At 55.3% G+C, this 20,115-nt stretch carries 21 protein-coding genes and 1 pseudogene; 11 read left to right on the top strand and 11 right to left on the bottom strand.

Going from position 1 to position 20,115, the window contains the following annotated elements; translation table 11 throughout:
• Positions 1 to 94: 94 nt before the first annotated feature.
• Positions 95 to 454: a hypothetical protein gene (locus HB779_RS00795; RefSeq protein ID WP_188342208.1), complete on the top strand. Its 360-nt coding sequence runs from the start codon at positions 95 to 97 to the stop codon at positions 452 to 454.
• An 11-nt stretch (positions 455 to 465) separates the two neighbouring features.
• Here the strand turns inward: HB779_RS00795 and kynA are convergent, their stop codons facing one another.
• Genes kynA through HB779_RS00780 form a run of 3 tightly spaced genes read right to left on the bottom strand, consistent with a single transcriptional unit; the run spans position 466 to position 3,303 of the window.
• Positions 466 to 1,305, bottom strand: coding sequence for a tryptophan 2,3-dioxygenase (kynA, locus tag HB779_RS00790; protein ID WP_188342207.1), 840 nt, complete (start codon positions 1,303 to 1,305; stop codon positions 466 to 468).
• The gene (gene kynU, locus HB779_RS00785; RefSeq protein WP_188342206.1) at positions 1,302 to 2,543 is read right to left on the bottom strand and encodes a kynureninase; all 1,242 of its coding nucleotides are present in this window, start codon (positions 2,541 to 2,543) and stop codon (positions 1,302 to 1,304) included. Before kynU ends, kynA begins: the two co-directional genes overlap by 4 nt.
• 16 nt (positions 2,544 to 2,559) lie before the next feature.
• Positions 2,560 to 3,303: a GntR family transcriptional regulator gene (locus HB779_RS00780; protein ID WP_188342205.1), complete on the bottom strand. Its 744-nt coding sequence runs from the start codon at positions 3,301 to 3,303 to the stop codon at positions 2,560 to 2,562.
• 118 nt (positions 3,304 to 3,421) lie between these two features.
• On the opposite strand from HB779_RS00780, the gene HB779_RS00775 reads away from it, so the two are divergent.
• The 4 genes from HB779_RS00775 (at position 3,422) to HB779_RS00760 (ending at position 7,119) form a co-directional block, all read left to right on the top strand.
• Positions 3,422 to 4,396, top strand: coding sequence for an ABC transporter substrate-binding protein (locus tag HB779_RS00775; protein ID WP_188342204.1), 975 nt, complete (start codon positions 3,422 to 3,424; stop codon positions 4,394 to 4,396).
• A 111-nt stretch (positions 4,397 to 4,507) separates the two neighbouring features.
• On the top strand, positions 4,508 to 5,290 hold the full coding sequence (locus tag HB779_RS00770; protein WP_188342463.1) for an ABC transporter ATP-binding protein: 783 nt from the start codon (positions 4,508 to 4,510) through the stop codon (positions 5,288 to 5,290).
• A 5-nt stretch (positions 5,291 to 5,295) separates the two neighbouring features.
• Positions 5,296 to 6,210 carry an ABC transporter permease gene (locus tag HB779_RS00765; protein WP_188342203.1) on the top strand — a complete coding sequence of 305 codons (915 nt, stop codon included), beginning with the start codon at positions 5,296 to 5,298 and terminating at the stop codon, positions 6,208 to 6,210.
• An 84-nt stretch (positions 6,211 to 6,294) separates the two neighbouring features.
• A complete protein-coding gene (locus HB779_RS00760) occupies positions 6,295 to 7,119 on the top strand; it encodes an alpha/beta hydrolase (protein WP_188342202.1) in 825 nt (274 codons plus the stop codon).
• Positions 7,120 to 7,211: 92 nt separating this feature from the next.
• On the opposite strand, the gene HB779_RS00755 is transcribed toward HB779_RS00760, so the two are convergent.
• Complete coding sequence (locus HB779_RS00755; protein WP_188342201.1) at positions 7,212 to 7,478, bottom strand: helix-turn-helix domain-containing protein; 267 nt, start codon at positions 7,476 to 7,478, stop codon at positions 7,212 to 7,214.
• A 265-nt stretch (positions 7,479 to 7,743) separates the two neighbouring features.
• Between HB779_RS00755 and HB779_RS00750 the strand changes: the two genes are divergently transcribed.
• The 4 genes from HB779_RS00750 to HB779_RS00735 all read left to right on the top strand — a co-directional run bounded on the left by HB779_RS00750 (position 7,744) and on the right by HB779_RS00735 (position 10,626).
• On the top strand, positions 7,744 to 7,929 hold the full coding sequence (locus HB779_RS00750; RefSeq protein ID WP_188342200.1) for a hypothetical protein: 186 nt from the start codon (positions 7,744 to 7,746) through the stop codon (positions 7,927 to 7,929).
• A 22-nt stretch (positions 7,930 to 7,951) separates the two neighbouring features.
• Positions 7,952 to 8,524 carry a peroxidase-related enzyme gene (locus tag HB779_RS00745; RefSeq protein ID WP_188342199.1) on the top strand — a complete coding sequence of 191 codons (573 nt, stop codon included), beginning with the start codon at positions 7,952 to 7,954 and terminating at the stop codon, positions 8,522 to 8,524.
• Positions 8,525 to 8,601: 77 nt separating this feature from the next.
• A complete protein-coding gene (locus HB779_RS00740; protein ID WP_188342198.1) occupies positions 8,602 to 9,564 on the top strand; it encodes a DUF6454 family protein in 963 nt (320 codons plus the stop codon).
• A 429-nt stretch (positions 9,565 to 9,993) separates the two neighbouring features.
• The gene (locus tag HB779_RS00735; RefSeq protein ID WP_188342197.1) at positions 9,994 to 10,626 is read left to right on the top strand and encodes an outer membrane protein; all 633 of its coding nucleotides are present in this window, start codon (positions 9,994 to 9,996) and stop codon (positions 10,624 to 10,626) included.
• 698 nt (positions 10,627 to 11,324) lie between these two features.
• Here the strand turns inward: HB779_RS00735 and HB779_RS00730 are convergent.
• From HB779_RS00730 to HB779_RS00710, 5 genes and pseudogenes are all read right to left on the bottom strand, one after another.
• The gene (locus tag HB779_RS00730; protein WP_188342451.1) at positions 11,325 to 12,524 is read right to left on the bottom strand and encodes an ABC transporter permease; all 1,200 of its coding nucleotides are present in this window, start codon (positions 12,522 to 12,524) and stop codon (positions 11,325 to 11,327) included.
• A 2-nt stretch (positions 12,525 to 12,526) separates the two neighbouring features.
• Positions 12,527 to 13,243, bottom strand: coding sequence for an ABC transporter ATP-binding protein (locus HB779_RS00725; RefSeq protein WP_188342450.1), 717 nt, complete (start codon positions 13,241 to 13,243; stop codon positions 12,527 to 12,529).
• Positions 13,240 to 14,496, bottom strand: a complete 1,257-nt coding sequence (locus tag HB779_RS00720; RefSeq protein ID WP_188342449.1) for an efflux RND transporter periplasmic adaptor subunit — start codon at positions 14,494 to 14,496, stop codon at positions 13,240 to 13,242. The genes HB779_RS00725 and HB779_RS00720 overlap by 4 nt, the downstream gene beginning before the upstream one ends.
• A 285-nt stretch (positions 14,497 to 14,781) precedes the next feature.
• The gene (locus tag HB779_RS00715) at positions 14,782 to 15,423 is read right to left on the bottom strand and encodes a 3-oxoacid CoA-transferase subunit B (RefSeq protein ID WP_188342448.1); all 642 of its coding nucleotides are present in this window, start codon (positions 15,421 to 15,423) and stop codon (positions 14,782 to 14,784) included.
• A gap of 1 nt (position 15,424) precedes the next feature.
• Positions 15,425 to 16,172: pseudogene (locus HB779_RS00710) on the bottom strand (CoA transferase subunit A).
• A gap of 82 nt (positions 16,173 to 16,254) precedes the next feature.
• On the opposite strand from HB779_RS00710, the gene HB779_RS00705 reads away from it, so the two are divergent.
• Positions 16,255 to 16,842: a LuxR C-terminal-related transcriptional regulator gene (locus tag HB779_RS00705; RefSeq protein ID WP_188342447.1), complete on the top strand. Its 588-nt coding sequence runs from the start codon at positions 16,255 to 16,257 to the stop codon at positions 16,840 to 16,842.
• Here HB779_RS00705 and HB779_RS00700 read toward each other — a convergent pair whose 3' ends face one another.
• Entirely contained in the window at positions 16,843 to 17,391 is a 549-nt protein-coding gene (locus tag HB779_RS00700) for a cupin domain-containing protein (RefSeq protein ID WP_188342446.1), read from the bottom strand.
• 148 nt (positions 17,392 to 17,539) lie between these two features.
• Here HB779_RS00700 and HB779_RS00695 point away from each other — a divergent pair, with 148 nt between their 5' ends.
• Positions 17,540 to 18,868: an aspartate aminotransferase family protein gene (locus HB779_RS00695; RefSeq protein WP_188342445.1), complete on the top strand. Its 1,329-nt coding sequence runs from the start codon at positions 17,540 to 17,542 to the stop codon at positions 18,866 to 18,868.
• Here HB779_RS00695 and HB779_RS00690 read toward each other — a convergent pair whose 3' ends face one another.
• Positions 18,869 to 20,083 (bottom strand): ROK family transcriptional regulator, encoded by a 1,215-nt coding sequence (locus tag HB779_RS00690; RefSeq protein WP_188342444.1) that lies wholly within the window; start codon positions 20,081 to 20,083, stop codon positions 18,869 to 18,871.
• Between the last annotated feature and the right edge of the window lie 32 nt (positions 20,084 to 20,115).

Raw genomic sequence — 20,115 nt, 5'->3', positions numbered from 1 at the left:
ATCTGTATAAAACCTCGTTCTCCTTGAAAAAGCCCTGTCAACCGCCAATATTATTAAATGGTTAACGACTGAGTCTTTGGTGCAGGAGAATGAAGTGCCAGCGTATCAAGTCAAATTTGCCTATCTGACCAAGTATAAACAGACACGTTATCTGTTTCATCAGCTTGTGATTGCCGAGGATGAAGCCACAGCGCTCGCCGAGGGCCGCAAGATGATGAGCAAGCGCTCGCCCAATGCGCGTATCATGCACGAATCCTGTGTACTGCGTCCCGACAGTCAGGAAGTCGAGAGTGCCACGGCCAAAGGCTGGACGCTCAATGACAACTGGTGGTCGCGTCCAATCCAGCCTGATGATGATCTTGCTGCGATTGCCAAACATGGCTTTGCTCATAGCAATCATATTCATGCCAAGTCTGCGATGGACTGCGTGGCTATCGATAAACACGCCGCCTGAGTGTTGCGGACCTAGAGTTCGGTCCGCATGCTCCACAATTCCGGAAACAGCACAATATCGAGCATCTTGCGCAAGTAATTGACGCCGGATGTTCCGCCTGTGCCTGTTTTGAAGCCGATGATGCGTTCCACCGTCGTTACATGGTTGAAGCGCCACCGGCGGAAATAGTCCTCGAAATCCACCAGCTTTTCCGCCAGCTCATACAGCGGCCAGTGGGTTTCCGGCGAGCGGTACACTGCGAGCCAGGCATTGCGCACGCTGTCATTGGCCTCATAGGGCAATGAGCAATCGCGTTCCAGCATTGCCTTGTCGATGGCAAAGCCTTTGCGTGCCAGCAGCCGGATCGACTGGTCGTAAATGCTCGGCATATGCAGGATGCCGTCCAGCCAGTTGTAAATGTCCGGTTTGTGGGCGTGCGGGCGCATCATGGCGGCATTCTTGTTCCCCGCCAGAAACTCGATGGCCCGGTACTGGAATGACTGGAAGCCGGATGACATGCCGAGTGCCTCGCGGAATGTCGTGTATTCGCTCGGCGTCATGGTTCTCAGCACATCCCATGCCGAATTCAGCTGGTCGAGAATACGCGACACACGGCTGAGCATCTTGAACGAGGGTGCAAGGTCGTCTTTGGCAATATGCTCGCACACAGACATCAGTTCGTGGATGACCAGCCGCATCCAGATTTCCGATGCCTGATGCTGGACGATGAACAGCATCTCGTCATGCGCATCGGAAAGCGGCGCCTGAGCCGTGAGAATCTTGTCCAGCCGCAGATAATCCCCATAGGACATGCGCCCGTCGAAGGACATTTGCGCGCCTTCTGTCTCCGGATTGTAAGGCGTGCGGCTCATGTCACGGCTCCCCTCACCTTGTATTCCGGTGCATCCCAACTGCGTGTCGCCAGAATATCGCGAAGGATGGTCACGGCCCCGGACACTTCGGCAAAGCTCAGATAGAGCGGGGTAAAGCCGAAGCGGATAATATCCGGCGCGCGGAAATCACCGATGACACCGCGGGCAATCAACGCCTGCATGATGGCATAGCCATTATCGCAAGAGTACGAAACCTGACTGCCGCGCTGTTCCGCATTGCGCGGCGTGACCAGTTTCAGGCCGAACTCATCGGCGAAAACCTCGACTTCCTGAATAAAGAAATCGCACAGGGCTACGGATTTGGCGCGCAATGCAGCCATGTCAACGTCTTCCCAAAGGGCAAGCGCTTCATCCATGGCGACCAGGCCAAGGACTTGCGGCGTGCCGCAGAGATATTGCTCAATACCATTTGATGGCGCATAGGCTGCTTCAAACTCGAACGGCGCACGATGACCAAACCAGCCGGACAGCGGCTGGCGAAAACCGCCGTGATGACGTGGATTAACGTAAAGAAACGCTGGCGCGCCGGGCCCCCCGTTCAGATATTTATAGCCGCAGCCAATGGCAAAATCCGCATCAGCGCCAGCGAGATCAATCGCCATGGCACCCGCAGAATGGGCCAAATCCCAGATGACGAGAATACCCTTGTCATGCGCTGCCTTGGTGATGGCAGCCATGTCGTGACGGTATCCCGTGCGATAATTGACGTGGGTCAGCATAAGAACAGCCACGTCGCTGGTCAGCATTGCAGGGATATCGCCGGGCTTTCCTGCTAATGCAAGCTGATGGCCCTGGCCGATCTGCTTGGCCACGCCTTGTGCAATGTAAAGATCGGTCGGAAAGTTTTCCCGCTCGGAAACGATGCCTGTTCGGTCGGGATTGAGACTAAGGGCGGCGGAAAGCACCTTGAAGAGGTTGATTGATGTACTGTCAGCAGCAACGACACATCCGTCCTGTGCACCGATGAGACGGCCGATCTTGCCGCCGACCTGTTGCGGCAAGTGGACCCATCCGGCGGTGTTCCAGCTGCGAATCAGCTGCTCGCCCCACTCTTCGCTGATGGTCCGTGCGACCCTTGCTTTGACAGTCTTCGGCAGGGCGCCGAGCGAATTGCCGTCGAGATAAATCACTCCCTGCGGCAGCTCGAACCTGTCGCGGAAATGGCGCAGCGGATCGGTTTGGTCGGACTGTGTTGCATCGATCAATGTCATCGTCATTCTTCTCTTTGGTCTGTCAGGCGGCGGTTTCAATGCCGGATATACCGCTGGCTTTGGCAAGTTTCAGAAAGGCATCCTTGGCAAGGCGAACATGATCGAGCATCAGCGTTTCTGCCTTGGCCTTGTCACGGGCAAGTGCCGCATCCATCAGCGCGCTGTGCGCATCAATCCCCAGTGCCTCACGGGAAAGATTGCCAAGGGATTTATCACTGTTTTCCTCGGCGGTGCGGGTAATGTGATCGATCCGCAAGATGATATGACGGCGGTAGCGATGCAGCTGGGCATGCAGCTGTTGGGCAAAATTCAACAGCCATTTTGACGAAGCGCCTGCAATCAGTGCCAGATGGAATTCCGTATGCGCGACGTCCCAGATATCAATGGCTTCAAATTGCGAAAATGAATTGGGAACATCGCATTTGGACAGGCGGTAATGCGCGCCAACGAGATTGGCTTCCCAATTCCGGTCACCATTCTCGATCGAACTGATAAGAAGCTGGGTTTCTATAACGGAACGCGCCGCTTCCAGATCCTCCAATTCTTCCAGCGTGACAATCGCAACCCGAAAGCCCTTGTTGGCTTCCGTGGTGACAAAGCTCTCCGCCTGCAGGCGGTTCAAGGCTTCCCGCACGGGCGTGGCGCTGCTGCCAAGTTCAGCAGCAAGTGCACGCAGCCGCAACGACTGTCCGGGCTGCAGATCGCCATTCAGAATACGCGAGCGCAGCGCTGTATAGAGATTTTCAGACTTGATGCTTTCGGCCATCGTATTCCCCTCGGCCTTTGCCATTTTCTATTTGTATATCATTTCACGTTTGTTATATTATTTTCAAGCCTGAGGAGGCGAGGCCAATAAAAAGCCAACAAAAAGTGGAGAACAATCGATGATCGGTGGGAAAAAAGTCGTGCGGACAGCGCTGGCTGCGGCATTGGGAATGGCACTTGGGCTCAGCGCAGCCTATGCCGAAACAAAAATTGGCATTGCGCAGTTTGGCAAGCATCCACAGCTGGATGAGACTGTAACAGCGTTCAAAGCCGAACTGACGAAGCTCGGTATTGCCGATGCGGTTTTTGATGAGTTGCAGGTCAATTTCGATGCAACGCTCATCCCGCAGATGGTCACCAAGCTCGCATCAAGCAATCCAAAACTCATTCTTGCCGTTACGACGCCGGTTGCGCAGGGCGCGCGCCAGATCGTTGGCAATACCGGAACCCCGGTTGTTTTTGCCGCTGTAACGGATCCGGTTATTGCCAAGCTCACCCCTTCGTGGGAAGCCGGTGACAAGAACATGACTGGCGCTTCCGATCTGCAGGATGTCGATTCGGTCGTCAAATTCATCAAGCAGCTGCTGCCGGATGCAAAGCGCCTCGCCTATTTGTACAATCCGGGCGAAGACAATGACGTTGCCGTGCTTAAGCTGGTCAAAGCTGCTGCTGCCGCGCAGGGCCTGACGGTTGTGGAAGTTGGCCTCGACAATACGAACGACATTCCGATCCGTGTCAGCTCGCTCGCCGGCAAGGCCGATGTCATTTACGTTCCGGCGTCGAACCTCGTACAGCCTGCGGTGCCTGCTGTTGCTGCCGCCGCGCTCAGCATCAACATACCGATCGTCAATGCCTCGGCTCAGGCTGTGCGTGACGGTCTTGTCGCCGCTGCCTTTGAAGTCTCCTATACCAAGGTTGGCCAGAACGCTGCCAAGCTTGCTGCCGAGATCATTGCCGGAAAGTCACCCGCAAGCCTTGCGCCGATCAAGCCGTCCTATGCGGACCATACCGCACTGATCAATGCGAAGGTTTTGGAAAAAGCCGGGCATAAAGTTCCGGATTCTTTCAAAGATTGCGGTTGCCTGGTCAAATAAGCCTTCTCCTATCGTCTGCAAACATATAGTTCCTGCGCCATCATCCGGCGCAGGAACTTTTGACACGGGGCGTTAAGCCCTGGTTTGAGGGGCTCCAACATGACTACCGACATGCTTGCCGTCACTGGCGGCACCAAGATTTTTTATCGCGGCACTCTGGATGAGCGCCGGGCGCTTGATGGCTTGAACATCGCGCTCAAACCGGCTGACTTCTGTATCGTTATCGGCAGCAATGGTGCGGGGAAATCAAGTTTCCTCAACGCCGTTTCCGGTAAGTTGCCGCTGGATGCGGGCCGTATCACCATTGATGGTCAAGATGTTACCAAGCTGAATGCGCATCGCCGCGCCCAGTTCATCGCCCGTGTGTTCCAGGACCCGATGATCGGCACTGCGCCGACCATGACGATTGGCGAGAATATGCTGCTGGCGGAACTGCGCGGCAAGCCGCGAGGCTTTTCCTATGGACTGACGGCGCCGCGCAAAGCCAAGTATCGCGATCAGCTTGCGGAGCTCAATCTTGGCCTTGAAAACCGTCTGGATATGCCGGTCGGGCTCCTGTCCGGAGGGCAGCGCCAATCGCTGTCTCTGGTGATGGCCGTTTCGACCCGCCCCAAGCTGCTGCTGCTCGATGAGCATACGGCAGCCCTCGACCCGCGCACCGCCAAACTGGTGATGGATACAACCGTGCGGGCGGTTGAGGAATTGAAGCTGACCACGCTGATGGTTACGCACAATATGGAACATGCGATCAAATACGGAAACAAGATCGTCATGATGGATGCGGGCAAGGTCTTGCTTGAAATCGGACAGGAAGAGAAGCGCGGTATCACGGTGTCTGATCTCATCGACCGGTTTCATACGAAATCCGATGCCATCGCGTTGCAGGGGAGTTGAGCGGCATGCTGGACATTCTTACCAGTTTCTACGGTCTCATCCCCGTTACCATCGCGCAGAGCTTGATCGTCGCCTTTGTGGTGCTTGGCGTTATGCTGCCGTTTCGTATTCTTAATTTTCCCGATTTGACGTCGGAAGGTGCATTTCCCCTGGGTGGTTGCGTCTGCGGCACGCTGATCAGTATGGGTATCAATCCGTTTCTGGCGTGCGGTGTGGCGCTGGCTTGCGGGTTTCTCGCTGGCTGCACCACGGCGTTCATCCATTTGCGTTTCAAGATCAATACGCTGCTGGCCGGTATCCTTGTGATGACCATGCTGTACAGTATCAATCTGCGCATCATGGGGCGCACGAACATCCCGCTCTTCACCTATGATACTGTTTTCACGATCCTTGCTGGTCCTTCTGCCAACATTTCCTGGGTCAAAATCCTGATCGTCGGTGCATTGATCGCACTGGTCGTCGGCTTGATGCTGTATTTCTTCATGTCGGAGAAAGGCACGTCTATGCGGGCTGTCGGTGCAAGCCCGGATATGGCTGAAGCACAGGGCATTAACGTTGGCATTGCGACGATCATGGGTGTGGGTGCTGCAAGCGCGCTATCGGCCACCGGCGGCAGCATCATGGTGCAGACGCAAGGTTTCGTCGACGTCAATATGGGTTTCGGTATCCTGATCAACGGTCTTGCCGCGCTGATTATCGGCGAAGCCATTACCGGACGCCAATCGATCCGGCGGCAAGTGCTGGCACCGGTTGTCGGCTCCATCGTCTATTATCAGCTGATCTCCTTCTGTCTGACGCTCGGACTGGCGCCCGCTGACCTGAAGTTCGCAACCGGAGCGTTCGTGCTCCTCATGCTGGCTTTGCCGAACCTGCGTAAATCCGGCGGCCCTACGCACATTCGCGAGAAGGTGCGCGAATAACAGGCCTTAAGGGGTGACGGCCCGGATTTGCTCCGGGCCAAGCCTCTGATAGTCTTGGGCAACGGCATCGATGGGGGAACCGTCATGAGCGCGAAATTCGATTGGGACGCAGCCTATTCAAACGGGGCCTATATTCCGGGTGGAAATGATTTTCCGCCGCGCTGGAAGGCGCAGGCTGCAGCATTTCGCGAGGAAATGACGTCTGCCGGCCGCCTCAAAGCCGATATCAGCTACGGCCCGCATAACCGAAACGTTCTCGATCTTTTCCTGCCGCGCGGCGAAGCGAAGGGCCTGGTTGTGTTCGTCCACGGCGGCTACTGGATGAATTTTGACAAATCCACGTGGTCGCATCTGGCCAAGGGGTCGCTTGCACATGGATTTGCGGTAGCCATACCGTCCTATGTGCTTTGCCCCGAAGCGCGGATCAGTGAAATCACTCTGCAGATCGGAACGGCGATTACCCATGCTGCGGGTGAAATTGCGGGTCCGATCCATTTGACCGGCCATTCCGCTGGCGGGCATCTGGTTGCGCGCATGGTCTGTGCGACATCGACCTTGGGTCAACCGATTCGCCATCGTGTCCGCAAGACCGTGCCTGTATCAGCGCTCGGCGATCTGCGTCCCCTGATGAAAACCCGGATGAACGAGACTCTGCACCTTGATCCCGTGGAAGCGCGACTTGAGAGCCCTGCCCTGCTCGAACCGCAGGAAGGGGTTGATGTAACGGCTTGGGTTGGCGGCGCGGAACGGCCGGAATTCATTCGTCAAAGCGCGCTTCTGGCAAATATCTGGTCGGGTTTCGAGTGCCATGCGGATATGGTGGAAGAGCCCGGCAAGCATCATTTCGATGTGATCGACGGTCTTATGGATGCGGAGCACTTGCTGACACGCACGCTGCTCTGTCTCTGATGAAATCAGGATATTATGAATCAAAAGGCTGTCAGGGATGGGATATGACCCTGACAGCCTTTTGAATTTTGATTTTTAAAAAATCAATTGTCTCATGCACTTAGACGTTTGGAAACGTCTGGTGTCATCGCATTTGCCGGCAGCCCGAGAGCGTGGGAAATGCGTTCCAATTTCGTCGGGTCGGAATTCTGCCCGCTTTCAATTGTATCAATTTCGAGGGTAGTCAGACCGCATGCCACGGCCAAATCCTCTACGGAATATCCGAATTGCTCGCGGAACGCCCTAACAATGTTTGTACCATTGGCTATCGCCGTGGATATGGCTTCTGGCAATGAATAGTCGCCGACGGTTGAGTTCATCGCTTTGCTCCTAACGTGAATGGTTGGTTAACAAATCGGAAGGCAGAACTTATACGTCCATCGAGTTCGATCAAGCCTTTTATATTCGATCACACAAATCGTGATCAAAAAGCCGGTCAGAACGCGCCTTATTTAGGCACCAGATTTCGGTAAAGTACTGAGGACTCGCGGAATGTTAACTCGACCAATTCCTAAAGAATATCAGTGGATTGTTACGCCACTGTGTCGTTTGTGACAGGGTATATATAGGAGCTATGGCACAGAAATGAACCATCCGGGCCGGAAATATTTGAAAGCCGTGTTTTTAACACTGTTTACAACCATTCCAGTGCTGACAGGCTGTGCGGGTGGTGTTTATTATGACACGTTCCGCTACGACGCGACCTGTGTTGACCGGGACGCACGCCATCCGGAAAGGGGCCCGGTCTGCGTGGTGGAGAAGACCCGGTAAACCTTTTGGAGATTCCGAAGCGATGTCATCGCCACAAATTAGCCGCTTCCCGACTCCTTCCATTACTGAATTGCCTCAGGATATTGCTGACAGGATCCTTTTGGTTCAGGAAAAGTCCGGTTTTGTCCCGAATGTGTTTCTGGTGCTGGCGCATCGCCCGGATGAATTCCGGGCTTTCTTTGCCTATCACGATGCGCTCATGGATAAACCGGGCGGGTTGACGAAGGCGGAACGGGAAATGATCGTCGTGGCGACCAGTGCCGCTAACCAGTGCCAGTATTGTGTGATAGCCCATGGGGCCATTCTGCGCATACGCGCAAAAAATTCGCTGATTGCCGACCAGATCGCCACCAATTATCGCAAAGCCGATATTACGCCCAAGCAGAAAGCCATGCTCGACTTTGCCATGAAAGTTTCGGTTGAAGCGCATAAGGTTGAGGATGCGGATTTCGCTGCTTTGGCAACGCATGGCTTTAGCGAGGAGGATGTTTGGGACATTGCGGCGATCGCGGCTTTCTTTGCCATGTCGAACCGGCTTGCGAACACCACCAATATGCGTCCGAATGACGAGTTCTATATGCTGGGGCGCGGATAACGGAGACTGAGCAGTTTCACGCTGCTGTCATCTCGCCCGGATAGGTCTTCACAAAAGAACGCTCGGGAGGATTAAAGATGTCTGCAAAACGAACTGTACTGGCAGCAGCAATCGCTGCGCTGGCAATGATGGCTCTTTCGCCTGCATCGGCGGAAACCATTGCCGCTGGCCGCACCATCAGCGAACGTCTCAAGACATTCGATCGCAGCACAGTCTGGAAGCCGGTCGAACAAATACAGCTGAATTTTCCAACATTCCACCCGCAGGGCATGGTGAAGATAGGCGACGTTTTCTACATCACCTCAGTCGAGATCACCAAGCCAACAATGAAATATGAGCAGCCAAAAGACGGTTATGACCGCGATACCGGCGAAGGCAGGGGCCATCTGTTCAAGGTCGATGCCAAGGGCAATCTTCTTGAAGATCTTGTGCTGGGTGAAGGCTCCATCTATCATCCCGGTGGTATCGATTTCGATGGCACGTCCATCTTTGTTCCTGTGGCCGAGTACCGGCCGAACAGTGCCGCGATCATCTATAAGGTCGATCCAAAGACCATGAAGCCGCAGGAAGTTTTTCGTTATAGGGATCATCTCGGCGGTGTCATCCATGACACCAAGGATAAGACACTGAATGCGGTCAGCTGGGGCTCGCGCCGTTTCTACGCATTCAAGCTGGATGGCGACGGTAAAGTCACCAATGCCGATGTGGAGCGGCAGAAGCTCGCCAAGCTCAATCCTTCGCACTACATCGATTATCAGGACTGCAAATATCTTGGCGAGAGCGAGATGCTCTGTGGCGGTCTGACCGCCTATCAGATCAAGAAGGATAGTCCGAAATTTTCGTTGGGTGGTCTTGAGATCGTCAATCTCACCTCGAATGATCCGGTCTATCAGGTTCCGGTACAACTCTGGACGGAGTCGGGCCTGCCGATGACGCAGAACCCTTTCTGGATCGAACCCACCGACAAGGGATTGAAGGCCTATTTCATGCCTGAGGATGACAAGTCGACGATCTATATTTACGAAGCGCAGGGCAAATAAGCCTAAGGCACAACTATAACCAGTGAGTATAGAGGCGGATGCGCTCCCATGCTTGTTTTGGGCGGCTAGCGAAGACATGGCCGTCCAGACTATTGATTAAAAAAACGTAAACATAATCAGTATAAATTATTGAAATATATAATAAAAACTTTGGTTTTGAAATTTTGTGCAATGTGCATGCAATCTTCAATTGCAAAATTAGCCCTGTCTTCCGGTGCGTAGTTGCATGGGAAATGGGGCGGTCGATTGCAAAGGTTTTGCGTCAGTTTCGGTGGCCAGCCCACAGATCAGGTGACCAGCGCGCCGGAAGACAACTGTAGCAGAGCATGATCCTCCCAAGTGTATCAGGCTCTCAAGAGTTGAACCCGCGCATTAACATGTCGCCTTACAGTTCGGTGGATCATGCGCTTGTATGTTTGGAGTAATGCGATGTCCTCTCAGGGAAAAACTGTCTTGCTGGCGGGCGCTTTTGCGCTGGCCGCATTAACAACCGGGCCGGCGGTCGCCGCCGACCTTTATAATTCCGCTCCCGCCTATAATGACCCGCCCGCATTTCAATGGAGCGGGGCTTACATCGGCGCGCACGGCGGTACCGCCTTCACCAAGATGCCCAACCCCTTCGCCGACAGAAACGGCTGGAGTGGCGGTATCCAGGGCGGCTACAACGTTCAGATGGGTCCAGCCGTGCTCGGTGCTGAAATCGAAGGCTCTTATCTCGGTGGTGCCGAGCATAAGGTACTTGGCGGCAAGATCGAGGAAAAATGGCGCGCCGCAGCCAAGGCCAAGGCAGGTCTGAGTTTCAACCAGACACTTGTCTACGGAACGGCTGGCGTGGCCATGACCAAGTTCGACGCAGGTGACAAGGTGCGTGATACCAGTGGCTGGAAAGCCGGCTATCTCGTTGGCGCCGGTGTGGAGCAGGCATTTGCCGGTGGTCTCTCGGCCAAGGTCGAATACAACTACATCCATACACCCAATGTGAAGGCAACGTCGGCGCTTGGCCGCAGCGAAACCGACATTGGCAGTCATGAACTGAAAGCCGGTCTTAACTACCGATTCTAACGACAGGCACGATCCCGGTCGCCGTCCCGTGGCCGGGATTACGCCTTGCGTACTATCCGTGAGAATGTGGATATCAGTCCCGTTCGCAGGCTCGCGGTGTAGGAGTGCCTAACCATAGCGGGCACTGTTCGGAGAGAAAATGGTTAGCAGCATTGGCAGCGATCCCGCCCATCAGTCCCTGCCCGTCTGACGACTGTTTTCTCTTCGTTCCCGTTTATACGAAGCCCATTAATCCGGTCCTCATATTTCCACGACGGCGGATAAATATAAGACAAAAAAACACAAGTATTTATGCTTGTATACTTTGATGATTATTATCATGAATGAATAATTATGAATATTTTATGAATTTATATGAGACTATACATAATACATGTGTAATATTATGTAAAAATCCGGATGCCTGAGTTAGGCACCCGGATAATAATATGCTATAGTGGCAATGCGCCAAGTATTGCTGCCACAATAGAAGCCACAGCTTCAAGAATAGTTTTCAGAAGATCTCCAAACATTAACATTCCTCCATGTTAAGTAGTCAGCAATGTGAGTCTTATACTTTACTATGTGCATTATCTAATAAATTATTATCATCTAGATTTACTGCAACTTTTGAAATAATTTGCCTTAACTTCATGTTTTAAAGAGAGTTTGCCAGCGCTGCTCATACTAACAGCTCGCATTGTCATCACTTTATGTGATTATTCATAGCGCAAGGCGTCTATCGGGTTCATTCTGGCGGCCCGGCGCGCGGGGAAGTATCCGAAAATCACACCGATCAGGGCCGAAAAGCCGAAGGCAATCAGGACAATTGACGGGTCAAGCACAAACGGCACGCTCATGAAGCTTACCGCCGTATAGGCAAGCAACAGGCCGATGACCATCCCGATCAAGCCGCCAATCAGGCACAGCACGATCGCTTCAACCAGAAACTGTGTCAGTACCTGGCGCTCTGTCGCACCGATGGCCAGACGCACGCCGATTTCACGCGTTCGCTCGGTGACGGAGACCAGCATGATGTTCATGATGCCGATGCCGCCCACCAGAAGACTGACAGCCGCGATAGAAGACAGAAGCCCGGTCAATATCACTGTCGTCATGGAGACGATGCCAAGGATCTGGCTGAGATCGGTCACCTCGAAATCACGATCCCCGGACTCGCGGATTTTGCGCCGTTCCTTGAACAGCTCCTCCAGCGAGGCCTTCACCGGCGCAGTTGCCCCATCCTTGGCAGAAACGGTAATCAGCGACACATCCGTAGAACCGGCAATGCGCCGCTGGAACATGCGGAACGGAATAAGCACCGTATTATCCTGATCCTGGCCATCGACGGATTTGCCCTTCGAGGCGAGCGTACCAATGACTTCGCAGGATATGCGGTTGATACGAATGCGGTCACCATCAGGAACAGTGTCGCCGAACAGGGCCTTCTGAACAGTTGCTCCGATAATGCAAACCGACCGGCCGCTGCGTTCTTCCGATTCAAGAAAGTTGCGGCCACTCGCCAGCTGCCAGTTCATGGTGGTGAAGTAATCGTTGGTGGAGCCGATAATGGATGCCGTCCGGCTGTTGCCTTCGCGGATGGCTGTGCCCGACACCTGACCGAGCGGTGCGACAGCGGCAACGCCCGGAACCTGATCGCGAATGGCATCGATATCCCGGATATCAAAGGTGCGTGGCGGCAGAGTGGAGCGGCGCTCGGGATTGCCCGGCGATACAAAAAGCAGGTTGGTCCCGAGTTTCGAAATTTCACCGGTCACTCTTTGCCTGGTGCCGTTGCCGACGGTGACCATGGCAATCACTGCGCCGACGCCAATGACAATACCCAGCATTGTCAGGAAAGAACGCATGAGATTGCGCGACATGGAATGCAGGGCGAGCCGGAACGCTTCAAGCAGCATTGTCAGATATCCTGTCTGCGTTCATCGCTCTGGATGTGACCATCGACGAAGCGGATCGTGCGCTTGGCATAGGCGGCAATGTCCGGTTCATGTGTGACCATGATCACCGTGATGCCGCTGTCACGGTTAAAGCCGGAAATCAGCTCCATGATTTCCACACTTGTCTTCGTATCGAGATTGCCAGTCGGCTCATCGGCAAGCAGCACCTGCGGATGCGTGACAATTGCGCGGGCAATCGCAACACGCTGTTGCTGGCCGCCGGATAATTCCGAGGGGACGTGGTTGGCACGGGTTGCCAGACCCACCTGCTGTAAGGCTTCCAGCGCCCGCTCCCGCCGTTCGGTGCGGCCCATTCCACGATAGATCAATGGCAGTTCCACATTTTCCACGGCTGACGTGCGGCGCAGAAGATTGAAGCCCTGAAAGACAAACCCGAGCAATTCGCGCCGCAACGTCGTCTGCTGATGCCGGTCAAGCTGATCAATGCCCGTACCGCCGAAAAGGTACTGTCCCGTGCTTGGCCGGTCGAGACAGCCGATCAAGTTCATCGCCGTGGACTTGCCGGAGCCCGATGGCCCCATGATCGCAACGAAATCGCCGCGCTCAATAGCAAAGTCGACGCCGGCCAAGGCATGGACGGCGGCTTCACCCTCGCCATAGCTCTTGGTGACCCGCCGGAACTCAATCAACGGCGTTGTTTGTCGTGGCTGTCCGGTCATTTCGGTGGCGTACTTGCTGAAATGATGACCTGGTCGCCTTCCTTAATATTGCCGGAGAGGAGGATGGTGTTGCGCCCGTCGGTTGCGCCTGCGCGGACATCAACCTTGACTGGCTTGCCGTCCCGCAAAACCCAGACAGCCCGCAATGATCCATTTTCCTTTTTGGTATCGGGTACCGCAGGCGTTTGTTCGGTGGCACTTGCTGCTTCGGGCTTTGCCGGTTCATTCGGCGGTGTGAAACGCAAGGCGGCATTCGGCACAAGCAAAGCGTCTTTGACTTCGTTGACCTTGATGTTGGCCGTCGCGGTCATGCCGGGACGTAAAGCCAGATCTTCGTTCGCAACTGCCAGCATGGCCTTGTAGGTGACGACGTTCGACACCGTTTCCGGTTGGAAGCGGATGTTGACGATCTTTGCCGGGAAAGTACGGTCGGGATAAGCATCGACATTGAAGGTCGCGTCCTGATCCGGCCTGACCAGACCGACATCAGCCTCATCGACATTAACCTGCAGTTCCATCTTTTTCAGATTGCCGGCAAGCTTGAACAGGATCGGTGCTTGAAAGGCCGCGGCTACCGTCGCACCGGGATCAACCGAGCGGCTGAGCACGACACCATCAATCGGAGAGATGATCTTCGACTTCTGCAACGATGTCTGGTTCACCTGCAACTCGGCCTCGGAGACTGTAACTTCCGCATTCGCGACATCAAGGGCAGCAACGGCAGAATCGTATTCCGACTTGGCAACATCCAGTTCGCGCACGGATGACACCCGGCTGTCCTGCAACGAGGTCATCCGCTCAAATGCGTTCTTCTTGGCTGCAAGCGTTGCCTGCGATTGCACAACGCGGGCGCGTGATGCCAGAAGTTTAGACTTCGAGCTTTCGATGTTGCTGAGGATCGTATCGATATCAAGCGTTGCCAGCACATCACCCTTGGCAACGAAACTGTTGTAATCGACCAGTACCGTTCGCACAGTGCCGGAAAGCTCGCTGGATACATCAACCTGTTCGGTTGGCTGGACTGTGCCGGTTGCTGAGACGGTAATCGACAATGTGCCTTTCGTCAGCGGCCGCTGCGTATAATCATAGTGAGTGCCGCGCGAAAACAGCGAGGCGGCAATAATCCCGGCGACAACAAGTGCGCCCCCGCCCCAGAGAAAAGGATGCCTGCGAAAAATATTGCGCTTGCTGCCGTTATCGACAATCGCGGCCAGTGTCTTGCTCAGGTCAGGTTGGCTGTTTGAGGAATCCACGCTCTATGTCATCCGCTTGATTGGTTGCATGATACGCCAAAGCGCTTTGACTGACATAAACGCAATAAAAACAGACTTCAATGCTGTAAGCCTTTTTTGCTGATAGCCATTCGCGCTGGCGGATGGGCACAATTCAATCTTCTGCAGAAGTGTGGCAGGAAGAGATTGCGTCAGCATTGCAAGCCAAATCCCGATAGAACGGGCCTGTTTCAGTGGCGGCAAGAGCAAGCCAAGGAAGAATAGTACCGGCGAAGCAATTTTCTCCGCCGGTACACTAATTAATAATTAAAGAGCGATGTCGAACGTCGCCTGTGTCTTGGCCTTGATTTCATCAACCGTGACGCCGGGCGCAATCTCGATCAGCGTCATCTTTGGCTCGCCGCGCCGCTCGATGGTGAAAACGCCGAGATCGGTGATGACGAGGTCGGTGACGCGTCTGCCTGTCAAAGGCAGATTGCATTCCTCCAGCAGTTTTGCCTCTCCCTTGGCCTCGTGCTCCATGACGACGACGACTTTCTTGACGCCTGCGACGAGATCCATTGCACCGCCCATGCCTTTGACCATCTTGCCCGGAACCATCCAGTTGGCGAGATCGCCGTTGCGTGCCACTTGCATGGCACCAAGAATCGACAGGTCGATATGGCCGCCGCGGATCATGCCAAAGCTGTCCGCACCGGAGAAATAGCTGGTGGTCGGCAATTCGGTGATGGTCTGCTTGCCGGCATTGATGAGATCGGCATCTTCCTCTCCCTCATAGGGGAAAGGTCCCATGCCGAGCATACCGTTCTCGCTTTGAAGCTGAACGCTCATGCCGGTCGGGATATAATTGGCGACAAGGGTGGGAATACCGATGCCAAGATTGACGTAAAAACCGTCCTGCAATTCCTTTGCGGCCCGTTCGGCCATCTGATCGCGTGTCCAGGCCATCTCAGTTCACCTCGCTTGCTGCGACAAGACGCGGACGGGTCGTCCGTTGTTCAATATGTTTGGCGGGATTAGGCACGTGCACGATCCGCTTGACGAAAATGCCCGGCGTATGGATGTGATCGCCATCGATCTTGCCCGCATCAACCAGATGCTCCACTTCTGCAACCGTCACTTTGGCAGCCGTTGCCATGATCGGATTGAAGTTGCGCGCAGTCTTGCGGTAGACGAGATTGCCTTCCGTATCGCCTTTGAACGCATGAACGATGGACAAATCAGCGAACAGACCGCGCTCCATCACATAGGATTCGCCGTCAAATTCGCGGACATCCTTGCCATCGGCAATGATGGTGCCAACACCCGTTTTGGTGAAGAACGCCGGAATGCCCGCTCCCCCCTGCGCGGATACGTTCCGCGAGCGTACCCTGCGGGTTGAATTCGAGCTCCAGTTCGCCCGAAAGGTATTGCTGGGCAAACAGCTTGTTTTCGCCAACATAGGACGAAATCATCTTGCGGATCTGCTTGGTCTCAAGCAGCACGCCAAGGCCAATGCCATCCACGCCTGCATTGTTGGAAATGACGGTGAGACCCTTCACGCCTGAATCCCGGATCGCGTAGATCAGGGCCTCAGGAATGCCGCACAGGCCGAAGCCGCCGGCCATGATGGTCATGCCATCAAACAGCACGCCGTCGAGTGCATCACTCACTTCTCGATGAACTTTTTTCAAGAACACTCTCCCATTGTTCTCCATCCTCTGCGGCAGGTTCGGAACGCTGCCGTTACCGCAACGGTATGGCTTGTCTTGAGGGCACAGGTAGTCGTATTAATACTGCATGACCGCAGCCGAGTTTCCTATCTCCGACATTGCCGTTGCAGGAAGCGCAAAACGCTTCATCCTGACCGACATGCCGGTGCCGATGGTCTATGCGACACACCGTATCATACGCGATTGCAATTTCGAATTCGCCGAGACTTTCGGCTATGAGCGCGTCGAACTAATCGACCAGAGTTTCAGCCGCCTCTATCCCAAAATCACCGATTTTGTGCGGACGGGAGAAATGTGGCGAACCAATTTTGCTGGTGGCCGCGTCTATTATGACGAGCGGGTGATGCGGCGGCGTGACGGCACCAGCTTCTGGTGCCGGGTGCGCGGACGCAGCGGCAACCATGCCGATCCCTTCGCCGAAGCGCTCTATTGTTTCGAGCCGATGAACCGCACCGTGGCGGGTAATGCCAGCCTCATTTCGGATAGGCAGAAACAGGTTCTGACGCTCGTTTCACAGGGCAAGACCAATGCGCAGATTGCGAGGGAAATCGGCCTGTCGAAACGCACCATCGAGGCGCACCGCGCCCGCATCATGCGCGCCTTCGGCCTGCACAACAGCGCCGAACTGATCGCCTGGTTTTCATCGCTGCGGTGATCAGAACGTCGGCGGCGTGCAGGCGCTCACAACCTCGCAAGGGTTTGGCCCGACACAGCGAAAGCGATGTGGTTGGCGGCTTTCGAAATAATAGGCATCGCCGGGGCCGAGAATCTTCCGCTGGTCATCAACGGTGACTTCAAGCCGTCCGCTGATGACGACGCCGCCCTCCTCACCCTCATGCACCAGCATCACGCGGCCGGTATCGCCGCCGGGTTCGTAGCGTTCCTTGAGAATTTGCAGGGCACGGCCGAAGAGATTTTCGCCGATCTGCCGGTAGGAAATATTACCCTTGCCGATCTCGACCAACTCGCCTGCCTCGTAAAACACTTTTTGTTTGCGGTCCGGTTCAATGGCGAAAAATTCGGAAAGCCCGATGGGAATGCCGTCAAGAATGCGTTTCAATGCGCCGACTGACGGATTGGTCTGGCTGGATTCAATCAGCGATATGGTGGAGTTGGTCACGCCTGCGCGCTTGGCCAGTTCGCGTTGTGAAAGACTGTGTCTTTGCCGCAAAAACCGCAACCGTCCGCCAAGGTCGATATGCATGGGCGCCTCCGTGGCTGTTGCATATGTTCGATATAATGAATTTATGCATTACCATATAAGTAAAATCAATGGGTTGTCTGTTATCAGAAAAGGACTTGTTGCCCAATAGAAAGCATGGCTCCCTCTTGCAAGAAGAGGAGCTTCCACCATGCTTATGAGCAACACCCCATCACTCGAAAATTATTGGATGCCTTTCACGGCGAACCGGCAGTTCAAGGCGGCACCGCGCCTGCTCGCATCCGCCAGGGGCATGTATTACACCGATGTCGATGGCGGACAGGTGCTTGACGGCACGGCTGGCCTCTGGTGCGTCAATGCCGGGCATGGCCGCGAGAAGATTGCCGATGCGGTTGCCCGTCAGCTCGTGACCATGGACTATGCGCCGTCCTTTCAGATGGGCCATCCGCTGGCTTTTGATTTTGCCGAGAAGCTGGCTGCGCGTGCACCGGGCGGCAAGGAAGCTGGCCTGACGAAAGTGTTCTTCACCGGGTCCGGATCGGAATCGGTGGATACGGCACTGAAAATCGCCATCGCCTATCAGCGTGCCATTGGTCAGGGCACGCGTAACCGGGTGATCGGGCGCGAACGCGGTTATCATGGCGTCGGTTTCGGTGGAATTTCGGTGGGCGGTCTGGTCAATAACCGCCGCGTTTTCCCGTTGCTGCCGGGCACGGACCATATTCGCCATACCCACGATCCCGTGCGCAATACTTTCGTTAAAGGCCTGCCGGAACATGGTGCCGATTTGGCGGATGATCTGGAGCGCATGGTGGCGCTGCACGGTGCGGAAACCATTGCTGCCGTGATTGTCGAGCCAGTCGCCGGATCAACTGGCGTGCTGCTGCCGCCAAAAGGTTATCTGGAGCGCCTGCGGGCCATCAGCCAGAAGCATGGCATTCTGCTGATTTTCGACGAAGTCATCACTGGCTTTGGCCGTCTTGGTACGCCGTTTGCGGTGGATTATTTCGGCGTGGTGCCTGATCTTGTGACAACAGCTAAGGGCTTGACCAATGGCGCCGTGCCGATGGGCGCGGTATTCGCCAGCGAAACCGTCCACGATGCGCTGATGCATGGACCGGAAAACCAGATCGAGCTTTTCCATGGTTATACCTATTCGGGGCATCCGGTGGCCTGCGCCGCTGGTCTGGCGACACTGGAAGTCTATGAGGAAGAAGGCTTGCTGACCCGCGCCGCTGACGTGGCGGAACATTGGCAGGACGCAATCCATAGCCTCAAGGGCCTCGCCAACGTCATTGATATCCGCACCATCGGGCTCGTTGCCGGTATTGAACTGGCCTCGCGCCCTGAAGCAGTCGGTGCTCGTGGCTATGACGTCTTTACAGACTGCTTCAAGAAGGGTCTGCTGGTTCGCGTCACTGGTGATATCATCGCCCTCTCCCCGCCTCTGATCATCGAGAATGATCAGATCGACAGCATTGTTTCCATGCTGGGTGATGCGATTAAAAACGCCGCCTGATCAGGGTGTTTTGAGAATTGCCGAGAAGCGCGGGTCGAAGGCCCGGGCGATCGGTTCCGCTGCCGCTCCCAAGGCGACCGACCAAGGATCAGCGAGCCCTGCCTGAAGGCGGGGCTCGGGATAGCGGGACGCCCGGTCGGCAATGGAGGGCATGACCGGTTCCATCCGCTGTATCAAACTATCGATTAGTGCTTTTGGTGCGCCACCGCACAGAATGGTGGTTTGCGGATCAAAGATGGATTCCAGCATCTGCACCGTCCGGCGCAGGCGCTCGGCAGCATTGGCGATCCAGCTTTCCACCACGGGCCCGCCTTTGATTACTGCGTCGGTGACCTGTTCGAACAATCTGGGGTCTGAATGATCCAGTCCCAGCACGTTGCATAGGGAGGCCATCGACGTGTAGTGTTCCAGCGGCTCCACATCCGAACCATCACCGGGAGCCAGCGCCAGCATCATCCCGATCTCACCGGCATTCGAATAGGCACCACCATAGAGTTCGCCGTTGAGGATCAGCCCCGCGCCAAGACCATAACCGAGATAAATACAGACCACATGATCAAGGCCATGCGCCGCGCCGAGCAAGCGCTCCGCCGTTGCCGCAGCTGACGCGTCATTCTGCAGGGCGACTTCGAGGCCCGTGCCTTCGGCGACCCGTTCGACCAGCGGAAAGTTTTGCCAGGCGGTCATCATCCATGGATCGTCGTAAAGCTCGTTGATGCCGAATGGTCCCGGCATGGCAAGGCCAAGGCCAACGAGTTTTTTCGCCGCTTGCGGAAATTGCGCGGCCAGTTCTTTGCGCGCCTTTTTGACGAGATCAAGAATGACGACAACACCTTCGGCCGGACCGCCCGCCGGCAGCTTGGCCTCGAACTGCACAAGCACATCTCCGACGAGATTGACGATCACCGTACGGGTGACATGGCGGTCGATCTGCAGGCCGATGGCGAAGGCGCCTTCCGGTACAAGCTGGTAAGGTGTTGCCGGCTGGCCGCGCCCCTTGCGGACGCTGGCTTGTGAGCGTACCAGCCCATCCTGCGCCAGTTCCTCGATGATGTTGGAAACTGTCTGCGGTGTCAGCCCGGTTGCCCGCGCAAGGTCAGCCCGCGACAAGGCGCCATTGACCCGCAGCGCATCGATCATGATGCGACGGTTGTGCGCGCTGGCACCACCCAGATTGGTTCCACTCTTGGCCCGGATCGATTTTCTCGCGTCCATTACGCCCCCTATTGACTCCAGAACAATATTGA

This window comes from Phyllobacterium sp. 628, from assembly GCF_014189505.1.
Taxonomy (GTDB): Bacteria; Pseudomonadota; Alphaproteobacteria; order Rhizobiales; family Rhizobiaceae; genus Phyllobacterium.
Note: the sequence above shows the minus strand (reverse complement) of the source record. Positions and strands in the feature narration are given on the sequence as shown.

Excerpts from the sequence above, each read along its gene's own strand:
- HB779_RS00705 (WP_188342447.1), top strand. The coding sequence starts at position 16,255 with ATGACCGCAGCCGAGTTTCCTATCTCCGACATTGCCGTTGCAGGAAGC.
- HB779_RS00735 (WP_188342197.1), top strand. The coding sequence starts at position 9,994 with ATGTCCTCTCAGGGAAAAACTGTCTTGCTGGCGGGCGCTTTTGCGCTG.
- kynU (WP_188342206.1), bottom strand. The coding sequence starts at position 2,543 with ATGACGATGACATTGATCGATGCAACACAGTCCGACCAAACCGATCCG.
- HB779_RS00745 (WP_188342199.1), top strand. The coding sequence starts at position 7,952 with ATGTCATCGCCACAAATTAGCCGCTTCCCGACTCCTTCCATTACTGAA.
- HB779_RS00740 (WP_188342198.1), top strand. The coding sequence starts at position 8,602 with ATGTCTGCAAAACGAACTGTACTGGCAGCAGCAATCGCTGCGCTGGCA.
- HB779_RS00715 (WP_188342448.1), bottom strand. The coding sequence starts at position 15,423 with ATGGCCTGGACACGCGATCAGATGGCCGAACGGGCCGCAAAGGAATTG.
- HB779_RS00700 (WP_188342446.1), bottom strand. The coding sequence starts at position 17,391 with ATGCATATCGACCTTGGCGGACGGTTGCGGTTTTTGCGGCAAAGACAC.
- HB779_RS00765 (WP_188342203.1), top strand. The coding sequence starts at position 5,296 with ATGCTGGACATTCTTACCAGTTTCTACGGTCTCATCCCCGTTACCATC.
- HB779_RS00690 (WP_188342444.1), bottom strand. The coding sequence starts at position 20,083 with ATGGACGCGAGAAAATCGATCCGGGCCAAGAGTGGAACCAATCTGGGT.
- HB779_RS00775 (WP_188342204.1), top strand. The coding sequence starts at position 3,422 with ATGATCGGTGGGAAAAAAGTCGTGCGGACAGCGCTGGCTGCGGCATTG.
- HB779_RS00730 (WP_188342451.1), bottom strand. The coding sequence starts at position 12,524 with ATGCTGCTTGAAGCGTTCCGGCTCGCCCTGCATTCCATGTCGCGCAAT.
- HB779_RS00725 (WP_188342450.1), bottom strand. The coding sequence starts at position 13,243 with ATGACCGGACAGCCACGACAAACAACGCCGTTGATTGAGTTCCGGCGG.
- HB779_RS00755 (WP_188342201.1), bottom strand. The coding sequence starts at position 7,478 with ATGAACTCAACCGTCGGCGACTATTCATTGCCAGAAGCCATATCCACG.
- HB779_RS00695 (WP_188342445.1), top strand. The coding sequence starts at position 17,540 with ATGCTTATGAGCAACACCCCATCACTCGAAAATTATTGGATGCCTTTC.
- HB779_RS00770 (WP_188342463.1), top strand. The coding sequence starts at position 4,508 with ATGCTTGCCGTCACTGGCGGCACCAAGATTTTTTATCGCGGCACTCTG.
- HB779_RS00780 (WP_188342205.1), bottom strand. The coding sequence starts at position 3,303 with ATGGCCGAAAGCATCAAGTCTGAAAATCTCTATACAGCGCTGCGCTCG.
- kynA (WP_188342207.1), bottom strand. The coding sequence starts at position 1,305 with ATGAGCCGCACGCCTTACAATCCGGAGACAGAAGGCGCGCAAATGTCC.
- HB779_RS00760 (WP_188342202.1), top strand. The coding sequence starts at position 6,295 with ATGAGCGCGAAATTCGATTGGGACGCAGCCTATTCAAACGGGGCCTAT.
- HB779_RS00750 (WP_188342200.1), top strand. The coding sequence starts at position 7,744 with ATGAACCATCCGGGCCGGAAATATTTGAAAGCCGTGTTTTTAACACTG.